This is a genomic window from Bacillus cereus group sp. BfR-BA-01311 (assembly GCF_022664295.1).
Lineage (GTDB): Bacteria > Bacillota > Bacilli > Bacillales > Bacillaceae_G > Bacillus_A > Bacillus_A cereus.
In genome coordinates this window covers 159875-174031 of record NZ_JAKUHC010000001.1, presented here as the reverse complement: position 1 = coordinate 174031, position 14157 = coordinate 159875, and the positions used below count along the sequence as shown (strand labels likewise).

The window sequence follows — 14157 nt, the reverse complement described above, 5'->3', positions numbered from 1 at the left end:
AGGTTTTCTCAGAACATATTTTGTAGTCATAGAACCCGAACAAAAAAAGTGCGGGCATACGACACCCACACTTGTAAAATCTTAAGTAAGAAATACATTTACCTGTTAACTGCGAATGCGTCCATCAGGTGAGAAGCGGGTGCTTCTACTTGTTCCACAAAACAATATTCTATTATCCTTGATGAGTTTATCATAGGACATGACGTCTGTCAAGAAGACGCGATGTGTTTTACTAACAACAAGAAATATTGTAACAAACAACTAACATACTTGCAATACTTTTTTATGATAAGTGTTACATGGTTATTTTTTCTAATTTTTCTCAAGTATATTACATAAAAAAGCCGCGGTATACCGCGGCTTTTTCTTATCGTTTTCCTTCTACTTTAATCATGTCAACAAAAGCATCTAATGCGATTGTTTCTGATTTTTGTTCACCATATTTACGTACGTTTACGCCGTTTTCAGTTACTTCATTGTCACCTACTACAAGCATGTACGGAATTTTTTGCATTTGTGCTTCACGGATTTTGTAACCGATCTTCTCTTCACGAGTGTCTAATTCAACACGGATACCAGCACGACGCAATTCGTCTTGTACTTTCTTCGCATAGTCTAAATGTACTTGCGGAGAAACTGGAATTACTTGTACTTGAACTGGAGCTAACCATGTTGGGAATGCACCTTTGTATTCTTCAATTAAGAAGGCTACAAAACGTTCCATAGTTGATACAACACCACGGTGAATTACAACTGGACGATGTTGTTTACCGTCTTCACCAACGTATGATAATTCAAAGCGTTCTGGAAGCAAGAAGTCTAATTGTACAGTTGAAAGTGTTTCGTCTTTTCCAAGAGCAGTACGAACTTGAACGTCAAGTTTTGGACCGTAGAATGCCGCTTCACCTTCAGCTTCATAGTAATCAAGACCCATTTCATCCATAGCTTCTTTTAACATACCTTGTGCTTTTTCCCACATCTCATCATCCGCATAATACTTTTTAGTATCTGCTGGGTCGCGGTAAGATAGACGGAATGAGTAGTTCTCTAAACCGAAATCTTTGTACACTTCTAGAGTTAAGTTTACAACACGTTTTAACTCTTCTTTAATTTGATCTGGACGAACGAAAATATGCGCATCGTTTAAAGTCATTCCGCGTACACGTTGTAATCCAGATAACGCACCTGACATTTCATAACGGTGCATTGTTCCAAGTTCCGCAATACGGATTGGTAATTCACGGTAGCTGTGAATATCATTTTTATAAACCATCATATGATGAGGACAGTTCATTGGACGAAGAACTAATTCTTCGTTATCCATTTCCATTGATGGGAACATGCCATCACGGTAGTGGTTCCAGTGACCAGAAGTTTCATAAAGCTCTCTGCTTCCTAGTACTGGAGTATATACGTGATCATAGCCTAAGCTTGCTTCTTTATCAACGATATAACGCTCGATAATACGACGAATTGTTGCACCCTTTGGTAACCAAAGTGGTAAACCTTGTCCTACTTTTTGGCTATTAGTAAATAGTTTTAATTCTTTACCTAATTTACGGTGATCGCGCTCTTTCGCTTCTTCAAGCATACGTAAGTGCTCATCTAATTCCGCTTTTTTAACGAATGCAGTACCGTAAATACGTTGTAGCATTTTATTATTGCTATCGCCGCGCCAGTAAGCACCTGCAACGCTTAATAATTTAAACACTTTAATTTTCCCTGTAGATGGAAGGTGAACACCACGACAAAGGTCGAAGAATTCGCCTTGCTCATAGATTGAAATAACTGCATCTTCTGGAAGATCGTTAATTAAATCTAATTTTAACTCATCGCCGATTTCTTCAAAGCGACGAATTGCTTCTGCACGTGGTACTTCATGACGAACGATTTCTAAGTTCTCGTTCACGATTTTTTGCATTTCTTTTTCGATTTTCTTGAAGTCTTCAACTGTAATTGCTTCTTCCATATCAATATCGTAGTAGAAGCCATTTTCAATTACTGGACCAATGCCGAGCTCAACCTTAACATCTTTATATAAACGTTTTAACGCTTGTGCTAAAAGGTGGGCTGTTGAATGGCGTAAAATATATAGGCCATCTTCAGAATCTAATGTAATGATAGAAACTGCACCATCTTCTTCGATTGGTGTAACAAGATCGATCATCTCATCGTTTAATTTTCCAGCTACAGCTTTTTTCTTTAAGCCTGGGCTAATAGAAGCTGCGATTTCTTCAGTTGTTACGCCTTTTGGAAACTCCTTCACAGCTCCATCAGGGAAAGTAATTTTAACTACATCTGCCATCACTGGTCACTCCTCTTTTTCTCAAAATAAAAAACACTCATCCCGTAAAAAGGGACGAGTGTTGAATTCGTGGTTCCACCCTTGTTCCAATTAACATAATTGTTAATTGCTCAAGTTCAACATAACGGTGTTGTCCGTTAGCAATTACTAGAAAAACCGTTCACTGCTAAAGTTTAGAGGTGGTAAGTAATAATCCCGTACTAGGAAGCTCACACCCTAAGGCTTCCCTCTCTGAAAATCGTAGAAAACTACTCATGTCCTCATCATGACATTTCAATATATTTCATTTATGTAGGTAATTATATGCTCAAAAACTTAGAAAATCAAGGGCGTTACCTTTATTTTTTAAATTTTTCACATTGCGCTCAAAATCATGTAATCCATGTAATTGGACCCGTTCTTGGAACACATTTCGCAAAGTAATAATCATATTATGGTCTTGTTCTTTCGTATATAAATAAATCTTTTTAGGCGAAATAGAAAGAAGCGGCGCAATTACTTTCGTATCAATATATACATCATTTTGCTTTAATAATTCCTCATCTATATATTGGACCAACTTCTCCTGTTTTAAACGTCTACCTTTATCATCATAAAAGATAAAGCTTTCATCAAAAATAAGATGCACGCAAGACAAACGTGATTTACGGCTACTTACTTGTTGCCGAAGCGTCTCAATGAACATTTGGTATTCTTGCTCCATCTTATATTCATCAATTGCCACTTCCGCAAGTTTAGCCACCATTTCCCTATATGTACGAAGACGAAAACGGATATATGATGAAAACGAGAATGAGAGCGGATCACAAAGCCAATTATTTAAAGAAGACTTAATATATGACTCAAATGCGTTACGCGTTAAATCCTGAGCTACACCTTTTCTTCTTCCCTTTAAAATCTCATGTGCCATGTGCAATATTTGATGACACTCTTCTTGTTCTTCATAAAAAAACTTTTCTTTTAAAATTGTATAAATCCACTCATTTTGTTTCACATTCACAATGAAATACACCATTACTGGCAATAAGATCTTTTCAATATAATTCGATTCACGTACTGGTATGTGAATCACCACTTTTTGTTCCTGTAAATACACACTCGTTTCCTTATATAATACTTCCGCTCTTTTCAGCAATTGTCTATATACGTACATAGCATCATTTTTTTCTTCGAAGCAAATTTCAATCACTTTTGTCCCCCCTTTTATCCCCGCTCTAAAGGACTGTATCTATACGTTACAAATCCTATAAGAGTCCGTTCCGCGTGAAGTTCACTCTTAGTAGAATTACATTTCCTATCGTTAGAAAATCCACTCAATATGGCTTGCTAATTTTATATATATTAAGGGAGGGAGAAAAAAATGATACAAGCTACTATGAATTTTTATTGTATACTTTACTTATCAATAAAAGGGGGTATCTGAATGTTTGAATATAAATTCGTAAAAGTCGAATTACATTGGGGGTTCACTCGCTCAAAACCAGCTGAAGACTACCAAGAAATTATTCAAGAACATGCTAGAGATGGCTGGAGGTTCGTACAGATTGTTGCCCCTACGTTTGGCAGTTCTGGACAACCTGAATATTTCGACCTCATATTTGAAAAGAAAATATCACTATAATACAAAAGAGCAAGCTTCTCAGCTTGCTCTTTTACTTATGACGACGGTTTTTCCCACCAATCGGAATTGGTTTCGCTAAATATTTAATTCGTTCCATAATGCGTGCTGCCTTCATTTCTTCAGCCTCGCCACGCTGCGTATACGTTAAATGGTGTTCCAGTTGTTTAAAATCAAAATTAGACGTAAAGAACGTCGGTAAGTTTTCTAACATACGGAATTGTAAGATTGCACCGAGTACATCGTCACGGACAAAGCTTGACATCGCTTCTGCCCCGATATCATCTAACATTAAAACTTGTACGCGTTTAACCGCATCAATCTTCTCACCAATCGAATTATCTTGAATTGAACTTTTAATTTCACGTAAAAATTCCGGGAAGTATACGAGCATCGAACTTATTTTCTTTCGAGCAAGCTCGTTCGCTATTGCTCCTAACAAATACGTTTTTCCTACACCAAATTTACCGTACAAATATAAACCTTGTGCTTTTTTACCTGGTTCATATGTACTTAAAAATTCATTCGCTGCACCAATCGCATCGATACGTGCATTTAAATCAGAAGGATCTAAGTTTTCCATAGTTGCCTGTAAAATATCCGTTGGCATATATACACTTTGAACAAGTTTTTCATATTTCTTTCTCTCGTCATGCGCTACTTTTCTAACGCAGCGATCGTATTGAATATCAATCATCTTCCCTTGAATAACAAGCTTTGGCTCGTACCCTTGTAGCATATTTTTACATGAGCCTAAATCCGGACAATCCACGCAACCTACACTTTGTCCAATATATTCATATAACTTCACAAGACTGCGCTCAATCATAGAAGTCGTTACTTCACCCTTATGTTCATCTATAAATTCTTTCACACGCGGATGCGCCATTACTTCTGCCTTTAATACTTCATATCTATTTTTAAAGTTTTCATTTTCCATTAATTTTGCAAATGAATTTTGAATATGCTCCATTTTCTCACCTCAAAGAGCGTTCATTCTCTTCTATTAATCACGCTTATATTTTTTTAACACTTCTTCTAGTCGTTTTCGTTCATCTTCTAGCGTACTTGCATCTTTTTCTACACTTACATCTTTCTTCACTGTTTCTTTCTCTTGTTCTTTCGGCTCTTCTTCCTTAAGCCAATCTGGCACCATTTCTTTCCGCACCGTTTTCTTCGCCGTACGGCCTTTTTTCTTCGTCTCAGCCCACTCTTGATATTGACGGTTCTCTTCTTTCGCTAACGCCATCGCGTCCGCTACTGTACCGACCTTTTTACGTGCCCAATGCCCAGCAATCTTCTCGACATACGTTTTCGCAAGTTTCATATCTGAGCGTAGCATAACGTAATAAATAAGTACATTCACAACTCCTGGTGTCAATTTTTGATTAATCATGACATCTTCAACGATCTGCAAGTCCGCTTTCGTTGCCTCTGCACCACCAGAAATCTCTTTCAATAGTTGTTTTGGTGAGATTTCCTCTAGCTGCTTTATTAGCATCTCCTCTTGCGATGAAGGCTCTTTCTCTTTCATCGTACGTGCAGCATGAGGCTGTACTCTTTCACTTAATACCGGTAATGCTTGACCATTTTCAAATTGATACCAATCGCGCGCTCCTTTTCTAAGCCTTTCCATATCAATTGTTTGCATCTCTGTCACTGCACCAAGAACGATATTTTGCATCGATAACACATCTACACCATACACGTAAGCAAGTGTTATAACGCAGTCTCTCACTTGATCTGTAATCGCCTTTTTAGGAACAAGAGCGGACAATCCATCTACAAATAAAGAGAAATCAAAGAAATCATTCCAAACTTTCGGAGCGTCTCCCTTCTCGTTACTTGGCATAGTTGTCGTTTTTGGAATACGAAGGTCTTCTTGCGCATGCTCAAGTTGTCCTGGATTAAACGAACCAAACACATCATTGAAAGAACGCGTAACATTTTCATAAGAAGCAAAATCAAATTCTTCTTCTAAGAAATATTGCTTTACTTGATTATATTTTGTCCTGCTCAATCGATTGTATAAAAAGATACTTAAAACAATATCATCAAAAAACTGCTTCGGAGATAAAGGTGGTTGCAACTCATATATGAACATTCGAATATCTTTTTCTTTCTTAATATATACCTTCAAAAGCCCAATTGCCTCTAACTTTACTCGTTCCTCATATACTTCAGGAAGTTGCATTTGCATAGTCACCATAAGGGAATGATGCGTATTCTCTTTTCCAAATACACGATCTTGCTCAAGCTCTCCCCATAGTGTCATGTATAAGCTAAAAGCTCTACTACCTATTAACGGCTGATACAACATCGTTAACACTTTTCGGTCGTAATTGTGCAGTAGTCCTTTCGCACTTACTTTATAACGATCAATCGGCAATAGCTCCATCCATGACTGTTTTTCCATTCTTGCTTTTCCTTTCTCTCATCCAATCTATCCTCTACTTCATTCGTTCTATCTTCATTATATAAATTCTTAGTGAAAAAGAGCTATTAGCTTGCGCTTCTAGCTCTCTTATCCTATTACTTACGGTATGTAAAGAGAATAAAATACAACTTCTACTCTCTTTCTTTTTGCAGTATATCTTTTAATTCTTCAATAAATACATTTAAATCTTTAAATTGACGATATACAGAAGCAAAACGTACGTAAGCAACATCATCAATATCGCGAAGTTCTTCCATAACAATTTCACCAATCATATCACTTTTCACTTCTGATATACCTAAATTACGCAGTTCACGTTCCACGCTTTGTGTTACTTCTTCTAATTGTCTTAAAGATACTGGTCTTTTTTCACACGCTTTAATTAAACCGCGTAAAATCTTTTCTTTATTAAACTCTTCTCGTGTGCCTTCTTTTTTTACAACGATAAGAGGTGACTCTTCTACCCTTTCAAAGGTCGTAAAGCGACTTAAGCAGCTTTCACACTCTCTCCTTCTTCGAATAGAGCGCCCCTCGTCTACCGGACGCGAATCTAACACTCTTGTACCATTATGAGAACAGGATGGACAACGCAATTCATTCACTCCTTTACACTATACTCTTTATTTTTCTCTACTCACTTCACCTAAAATATATATACAATATTATATAACTCATTCTAACTCTCTTACCACTTTAAGTTCCAGCGCATCACTTTATCATCTCATCCTTAAAAATAAGATGGTATATAGGGCACTACCTCATTTGCAAGAGTCCAATTTGTTCAACTAACGAGTACGTTATATTTTCCCTTTTTTATAAACTAAAAAAGAGGTGCATTATACACCTCTTTACATTTTAAATCAATTATGTTCTTTTTTAAAGAGCTTTTGTTTCTCTCTGCTTAATTTCGAAGCTACCAGTGCCTCGAGGAAGCTCGATGCTCTCACGCGTTTTCGCGTTTAAACCTTCTGCAATATATTCTGCAGCAACATTTGGATCAATACGATCCCCACAAGTATAAACATCAATACTTGCGTAACCGTGCTCCGGAAAGCTATGAATTGTTAAATGTGATTCTGAGATAATTACTACTCCACTTACACCTTGTGGTGCAAATTTATGGAAAGCAACCTCACGCACTTCAGCACCAGCTCTTAGTGCTGCATCCACAAATAATTGTTCAATATACGGCATGTCATTAAGCTTGTCGAAATCGCAATCCCAAAGTTCAGCGATCACGTGACGACCCATCGTATCCATAGTATCCATTCTACAGTTCCCCCTTGTAAATTTATTCTAACTGTTCGAATTGAAAACTAATTTGCAATTTGGCTTGCTCCACTACCACGGGGGAAAGTTAGTCCAGAGAGGTCCTAACCCTTTAAGTAGTGACTACGTACCTCAGCTCTTAAGTTTACGAGTGTTAGTATACTTTGTTTATTTTCATTTTGCAACAACAGTTTTTTCGATTTTCTGTCATATTTTCCTCTTTACTTTTCCCTAAAAAAAATAAACGATTCACAAATGCAGTAATCACAACGTTTCGTGGTATGTCCACTTTTTAAAATATACTTATATAATTTTTTTCCTTTTCAGAAAAAATTAAAAAAAGAGGGCAAATATCGTCTTGCCCTCTCTTCCCTTATTCACTTAAATGTGTTGCACATTTTCTTGTTTCGCTAACTCTTCAACAACTAACGTTACAAGATCTACAACACGACGAGAGTAACCCCACTCGTTATCATACCAAGCAAGTACTTTCACTTTACGATCACCCATTACCATTGTAGATAAACCATCGATAATAGCTGAGTGTGTATTTGTATTAAAGTCGATAGATACTAAAGGCTCTTCGCTGAATTCTACAATACCTTTTAACGCACCGTTTGCAACAGTTTTGAATGCATCGTTAATAGCTTCAACTGTCACATCGCGTTTTACATCTACTACTAAATCAACAAGAGACACGTTTGGTGTTGGTACACGAAGTGCCATACCATGAAGTTTTCCGTTTAAATGTGGAAGAACTTTTGCTAGCGCTTTCGCAGCACCTGTCGTTGTCGGAATGATTGATTGTCCGCAAGCACGTGCTCTTCTTAAATCTTTATGTGGGTTATCAATATTTTTTTGGTCATTTGTATAAGCGTGAACTGTCGTCATTAAACCGTTTTCAATTCCAAACTGCTCATCTAACACCTTCACAACAGGCGCTAAACAATTTGTTGTACAAGATGCATTTGAAATAACAGTATGTTTTGTAATATCTAATTGGTCTTCGTTCACACCAACTACAATTGTTACATCTTCATTTTTACCAGGCGCTGTTAAAATAACTTTTTTCGCTCCAGCTTCAACGTGAAGAATTGCTTTTTCTTTTGAATTAAATTTACCAGTTGCTTCAATTACAACTTCAACACCTAAATCTGTCCAAGGCAATTCCTTTGGATCGCGGTTGTTTAAAAGGCGAATCATTTTTCCATCAACTAATAAGTGATCTTCAAATGCTTCTACTGTTCCGTCAAACTTGCCATGAACTGTATCATATTTAATTAAGTGTGCTAACGTTTCAGATGGATAGCTTGCATTGATTGCTACAATTTCGAATGCGCTTTCTTTTATTGCTTGACGAAATACCATTCTCCCAATACGTCCAAATCCATTAATTGCCACACGAGTCATAATATGTTATCCCCCTTGAATGCGTTATACTATTTATCTCCAATCCCAATAATAGTATAACACAAAAAGGAGATATGTCACTAAGCATTTTCATTAATTTCACAATTTTTTAGTCAATAATGTTCCACTTCTTTAAAATTACCTGCAATTGTGTTTTCGTTTCCATAATTGTGCCATCATTATTTATCACTTCATCTGCATTTTTCACTTTTTCTTCTAACGACATTTGAGATTGAATACGAGCTGTTGCTTCTTCTTCTGAAAAGTTATTTCGTTTCATTAAACGCTCTAATTGCGTATGCGGCTTAACCGCTACAACTAAAACGCGGTCAACGAGACTTGTTAATTTGCTTTCAAATAAGAGAGGAATATCTAACACAACCGCTTGCATACCTTCTTTTATGTACATTTCCTTTTGCCTATTCATTTCCTCACGCACTGCAGGATGAACAATTTTATTTAACTGCAATCGTTTTTCTTCATTATAGAAAACGACACTTCCTAGTTTTGGACGATCTAGTTCTCCATCTTCTTGTAATACTTCCGTTCCAAATACTTCTATTATTTTGTTATATGCTGGTTTTCCTCGCTCTACAACTTCTCGTGCAATAATATCTGCATCAATAACTGGTATGCTCAGTTCACGAAACATTTGAGATACTGTACTTTTTCCACTTGCAATGCCTCCTGTTAATCCAATTACTACTGTCATCATATAATCCTCCTCATAATAAAAGGCGCGAAACTAATGTTCCACGCCCATACTTACATTTTCCAAATTCCAATAATAATGAGTAATACTCCAGGCAGGAATGTAAATTTTTGTAACCACTTCATATTCGATAAAACCGTTCCAAGTTTCATTCCAATAAATAAAAACAAGGAACTCATAATTGCAACTAATATCGCCATCATAGCAGGTGCATACCCTAATAAAGACGCACCAATTCCAGCACCGAATGAATCTACAGAAAGAGCGATACCAAGAAGCAATGCTTCTCCTGCAGAAATGGTGCCTGATTTATCGAAATCTGCTACAGTCGGTTTCCGTAAAATTTGAATTACTAACCCAAGCGAGGCAATCTCTAATTTCCAGACCTTCTCCTCTTGCTTCGGTTCTTCTTTTTTCTCACTTCGAAAAAATTGATATAATACCCAAATCCCTATTCCAATAAGAACAAGCCCACCGATACGCGTTGCGATAACAGGTGAAAATATTTTCGCGATCATATGTCCAATTCCCATTGAAACAAGCATAACAGCCGCTGAACACATTCCGATAATTATAATTGATCTTAGTGGAATTCTTACGCTTCTTAAACCATATGTTAGCCCTACACTACAGCTATCTAAGCTTAATGTAAAAGCTAATAAAATAAGAGATAAATAAAGGTACATCGGTAAGCTCCTCCCTTATACATAGCTCTGCTGTATGTATATGACAAATGCCTATCCGATGTTATCTCTTTTCTATATTCTAGGCTGACAAATCGGGCAGTAATGCGTTCCTCTTCCGCCAACAACTGTTTTTTCTAATATCGTACCGCAAGTCACACACGGTTCTCCTTTTTTTCCATATACATTTAGAAGTTCTTGGAATGAGCCAATTTGCCCTTGTGAGTTGATATACGTTCGAATTGTACTTCCGCCACGTTTCACGGCTTCGCCTAACGTTGTAACAGTCGCCTCATAAATCCGCTCAATTTCTTCCGCTGTTAAAGAAGACGCTTCTCGTTCTGGGTGAATTTGAGAACGGAATAAAACTTCATCTACATATATATTTCCAAGCCCTACTAAAAGACGCTGGTCTAACAGTACAACTTTTATTTTCCGATTTGTCTTTTGCAATCTCTCGTGTAAATACTGTGGTGTCAATTCAGCATCAAATGGCTCTGGACCTAAGTCAGCTAGAGGCATTTGATTCATTTCCTCACCTTTTTTAAAGAGGTGCATCGTACCAAACTTTCTCACATCTTTATAATGTAATTCAGTTCCATCTGTAAATAAGAAACGGACGTGCGTATGCTTATCAATTGGTTCATCCTCTTGATGCAGTAAAAATTTTCCTTCCATACGCAAATGTGAAACAATGACATAATTCGTTACATATAAAAGCAAAAACTTTCCTCTTCGCTTTATATTTTCAATCGTCTCGCCTTTTAGCATTTCTTTAAAGATTTCTGCATCATCTGGACGTTTTACTATTTTGGGATAGGTAACAATGACGTCTTCAATTGTTTTTCCTGTTACAAGATTTTCAAGTGTCCGTCTGACGTTTTCAACCTCTGGTAATTCAGGCATTTCATCACTTCCTTATTTTGCGTCGTACCAAGTTGGACCGTAAGAATAATCAACTTTCAGTGGAACTGCCAGTTCAATTGCATGCTCCATTACTTCTGGTACAAGCTGCTCTAATTTTTCGATTTCTTCTTTTGGTGCTTCAAATATTAATTCATCGTGTACTTGCAGAAGAAGACGCGCTTGTAATCCTTCTTCTTCTAAACGATCTGCCATAATAATCATCGCTTTTTTAATAATATCTGCTGCAGTACCTTGAATTGGTGTATTCATCGCTGTACGCTCAGCGAAGCTACGCAAGTTAAAATTACGACTCGTAATTTCTGGAATATAACGGCGACGATTTAATAAGGTAGCTACATATCCTTTTTGTTTCGCATCTTTTACGATGTCCTCCATGTATTCTTGTACACCAGGGAAACTTTCTAAATACTTTTCAATAAATTCCGCTGCTGCTTTTCTTGTAATTCCTAAGTTTTGTGAAAGACCATAATCACTAATACCATACACAATTCCGAAGTTAACAGCTTTCGCTTGTCGTCTCATATTTGAAGTTACTTCATCTTTTTCAACGCCAAATACATCCATAGCTGTTTTCGTATGAATATCCATGTCATGTTGGAACGCTTCAACTAGCCCTTTATCATTTGCAATATGAGCTAATACACGCAGTTCGATTTGTGAATAATCAGCCGCATACATAATCCATCCTTCTTCTGATGGAACAAATGCTTGACGAATCTTTCTTCCTTCTTCTAATCGAATCGGGATATTTTGCAAGTTCGGATCCGTTGAACTTAATCGACCTGTTTGCGTTAACACTTGATTAAAGCGAGTATGAATTTTAGATGAATCTTCATGTACAACTTTCAGTAAACCTTCAATGTAAGTTGAATTTAGTTTCCCTAATTGACGATAATGTAAAATATTTGGAATAATTTCATGGTGATTCATAAGCTTATCTAGTACATCAGCTGACGTAGAATAACCTGTTTTCGTCTTTTTAATAACCGGTAAGTTTAAGTTCTCAAACAGAATAACACCAAGCTGCTTCGGTGAATTAATATTAAACTCTGTTCCCGCAAGCTTATAGATTTCCTGTTCCATTTCCTTTAATCTACCCGCAAGTTCTTCTCCCATATTACGAAGACGCTCTGTATCAACTTTTACACCCTTTACTTCCATATCAGCTAATACACGTGCAAGCGGCAATTCTAACTCTGTAAACAGTTCATATTGCTCATTCTTCTTTAACTCTTCAACGAATGTTTGCTTTACATCATATAATACATGCACTTTACGAGCCACATGCTCCGCGACTACCTTTAACTCTGGAACAGCACGCTTCGCACCTTTTCCGTAAACTTCTTCATCTGATTTCACAGCATGCGTTTCTTTCATTTTCGCTACAGTACGGAAATCTTTATCTGTATCAGCCGGGTCAAGTAAATAAGCAGCGATTAATAGATCAAAGTCAATCCCTTGCATATCTATCCCATTCCATTTCAGTGCAACGATTGCACGCTTCGCATCAAATGTATGCTTTCTCATTTCTCCATCTGCAAGCCACTCTTTAAAAGCATCTGACTTAAGAGCAATGTCTGTCTGAATAAAGTAACATCCATTTTCATTTTGAATACCGAAACCTTGAATGTCTGCTTTATGATAGTTATCTTCTTGTACTTCAACGATAAGCGCACTATCTTGCTGAAGCATTTCTTCTGTAACTTCTTCCACAATATCAAATGTAATATCATCTAATTCAGCTGGAGCTGTTTCTTCTGGCGTAACGCCTAATTTATTTAAAAGAGATGTAAATCCTAAACTCTCGAACATTGGAATGACATCACTTGCTTCATATCCTTTATACGTCATATCATCCACATGAACTGTAATCGGCGCATCTGTAATAATAGTTGCAAGATCCTTACTCATAAGAGCTTGTTCTTTATTTTCTTCCAGTTTTTCTTTTAATTTCTTCCCACTTACTTGATCTATATTTTCATACACCGCTTCAACCGTTCCAAACTGTGTTAACAATTTAATTGCCGTTTTTTCACCAACTCCTGGTACACCCGGTATATTATCTGACTGGTCTCCCATTAAACCTTTCATATCGATAATTTGCTTTGGTGATAAGCTGTATTTTTCAAATAAAGCTTCTTTCGTATATTCATCCACTTCTGTAATCCCTTTTCGCGGAATACATACAAGCGTGTTATCAGAAACAAGTTGAAGTAAATCTTTATCTCCTGAAATAACTTTTACACTCGCCCCTTGCTCACTCGCTTCTTTCGCTAACGTTCCCATGATGTCATCCGCTTCATAATTTTCTAATTCATAACGCGGTACATTGAACGCATCCAGCATCTCACGAATAAACGGGAACTGCTCTGATAATTCAGGTGGAGTCTTTTGACGTCCTCCTTTATACTCACTATACGTTTTATGACGGAACGTTGTTTTGCCTGCATCAAACGCCACTAACATATGAGTTGGCTTTTCTTCCTCTAATATTCTCATTAACATCATTGTAAAACCGTAAATTGCGTTCGTATGTATACCTTTGTCGTTATTTAAAAGCGGTAGTGCAAAGAAAGCACGATACGCGATATTATTACCATCTACTAATACGACCTTTTTTTCCAAAATTGAAACCTCCCCATACAAATTTGAAATGATTTTTTTCACAGAAAAAAACCGTTCCTTTCCTCTCTCTATATTAACATGACTAATAGAGAGAAGAAAAATAACGGCTATTTTCTTTCATATATACAACAGACTTATATTGGCATAAAGGGAAGTGACGAGAACAGCTTA

General features: G+C 36.8%; 12 protein-coding genes and 2 other annotated features. Of the genes, 1 reads left to right on the top strand and 11 read right to left on the bottom strand.

Going from position 1 to position 14157, the window contains the following annotated elements:
* Positions 1 to 36 precede the first annotated feature (36 nt).
* Positions 37 to 157: a sequence feature (ribosomal protein L20 leader region), on the bottom strand.
* A gap of 210 nt (positions 158 to 367) precedes the next feature.
* Entirely contained in the window at positions 368 to 2305 is a 1938-nt protein-coding gene (thrS, locus tag MR136_RS00930; protein WP_000786083.1) for a threonine--tRNA ligase, read from the bottom strand.
* Positions 2306 to 2352: 47 nt separating this feature from the next.
* Positions 2353 to 2581: a binding site (T-box leader), on the bottom strand.
* A gap of 31 nt (positions 2582 to 2612) precedes the next feature.
* Positions 2613 to 3494 carry a putative sporulation protein YtxC gene (gene ytxC / locus MR136_RS00925; protein ID WP_103622276.1) on the bottom strand — a complete coding sequence of 294 codons (882 nt, stop codon included), beginning with the start codon at positions 3492 to 3494 and terminating at the stop codon, positions 2613 to 2615.
* 234 nt (positions 3495 to 3728) lie between these two features.
* Between ytxC and MR136_RS00920 the strand changes: the two genes are divergently transcribed.
* Positions 3729 to 3926: a DUF4177 domain-containing protein gene (locus MR136_RS00920; protein ID WP_000464456.1), complete on the top strand. Its 198-nt coding sequence runs from the start codon at positions 3729 to 3731 to the stop codon at positions 3924 to 3926.
* Between the two features lie 31 nt (positions 3927 to 3957).
* Here MR136_RS00920 and dnaI read toward each other — a convergent pair whose 3' ends face one another.
* The 9 genes from dnaI to polA form a co-directional block, all read right to left on the bottom strand.
* On the bottom strand, positions 3958 to 4896 hold the full coding sequence (gene dnaI, locus MR136_RS00915) for a primosomal protein DnaI (protein ID WP_000400104.1): 939 nt from the start codon (positions 4894 to 4896) through the stop codon (positions 3958 to 3960).
* A gap of 33 nt (positions 4897 to 4929) precedes the next feature.
* Positions 4930 to 6339, bottom strand: coding sequence for a replication initiation and membrane attachment family protein (locus MR136_RS00910; protein WP_000415049.1), 1410 nt, complete (start codon positions 6337 to 6339; stop codon positions 4930 to 4932).
* A gap of 152 nt (positions 6340 to 6491) precedes the next feature.
* Positions 6492 to 6953: a transcriptional regulator NrdR gene (gene nrdR, locus MR136_RS00905; protein WP_001203687.1), complete on the bottom strand. Its 462-nt coding sequence runs from the start codon at positions 6951 to 6953 to the stop codon at positions 6492 to 6494.
* 283 nt (positions 6954 to 7236) lie between these two features.
* A complete protein-coding gene (speD, locus tag MR136_RS00900; protein ID WP_002003660.1) occupies positions 7237 to 7620 on the bottom strand; it encodes an adenosylmethionine decarboxylase in 384 nt (127 codons plus the stop codon).
* A gap of 390 nt (positions 7621 to 8010) precedes the next feature.
* Positions 8011 to 9039, bottom strand: coding sequence for a glyceraldehyde-3-phosphate dehydrogenase (locus MR136_RS00895; RefSeq protein ID WP_000198974.1), 1029 nt, complete (start codon positions 9037 to 9039; stop codon positions 8011 to 8013).
* Between the two features lie 109 nt (positions 9040 to 9148).
* On the bottom strand, positions 9149 to 9751 hold the full coding sequence (coaE, locus tag MR136_RS00890) for a dephospho-CoA kinase (protein WP_000219307.1): 603 nt from the start codon (positions 9749 to 9751) through the stop codon (positions 9149 to 9151).
* Between the two features lie 53 nt (positions 9752 to 9804).
* Positions 9805 to 10437 (bottom strand): sporulation membrane protein YtaF, encoded by a 633-nt coding sequence (gene ytaF / locus MR136_RS00885; RefSeq protein WP_098582950.1) that lies wholly within the window; start codon positions 10435 to 10437, stop codon positions 9805 to 9807.
* Positions 10438 to 10509: 72 nt separating this feature from the next.
* Entirely contained in the window at positions 10510 to 11340 is an 831-nt protein-coding gene (mutM, locus tag MR136_RS00880; protein WP_001114480.1) for a DNA-formamidopyrimidine glycosylase, read from the bottom strand.
* Between the two features lie 12 nt (positions 11341 to 11352).
* The gene (gene polA, locus MR136_RS00875) at positions 11353 to 13986 is read right to left on the bottom strand and encodes a DNA polymerase I (RefSeq protein WP_142391044.1); all 2634 of its coding nucleotides are present in this window, start codon (positions 13984 to 13986) and stop codon (positions 11353 to 11355) included.
* Between the last annotated feature and the right edge of the window lie 171 nt (positions 13987 to 14157).

Bases quoted from the DNA above. Each gene is read 5' to 3' on its own strand.
- thrS (WP_000786083.1), bottom strand. From the start codon at position 2,305: ATGGCAGATGTAGTTAAAATTACTTTCCCTGATGGAGCTGTGAAGGAG.
- MR136_RS00920 (WP_000464456.1), top strand. From the start codon at position 3,729: ATGTTTGAATATAAATTCGTAAAAGTCGAATTACATTGGGGGTTCACT.
- dnaI (WP_000400104.1), bottom strand. From the start codon at position 4,896: ATGGAGCATATTCAAAATTCATTTGCAAAATTAATGGAAAATGAAAAC.
- MR136_RS00910 (WP_000415049.1), bottom strand. From the start codon at position 6,339: ATGGAAAAACAGTCATGGATGGAGCTATTGCCGATTGATCGTTATAAA.
- speD (WP_002003660.1), bottom strand. From the start codon at position 7,620: ATGGATACGATGGGTCGTCACGTGATCGCTGAACTTTGGGATTGCGAT.
- MR136_RS00895 (WP_000198974.1), bottom strand. From the start codon at position 9,039: ATGACTCGTGTGGCAATTAATGGATTTGGACGTATTGGGAGAATGGTA.
- coaE (WP_000219307.1), bottom strand. From the start codon at position 9,751: ATGACAGTAGTAATTGGATTAACAGGAGGCATTGCAAGTGGAAAAAGT.
- ytaF (WP_098582950.1), bottom strand. From the start codon at position 10,437: ATGTACCTTTATTTATCTCTTATTTTATTAGCTTTTACATTAAGCTTA.
- mutM (WP_001114480.1), bottom strand. From the start codon at position 11,340: ATGCCTGAATTACCAGAGGTTGAAAACGTCAGACGGACACTTGAAAAT.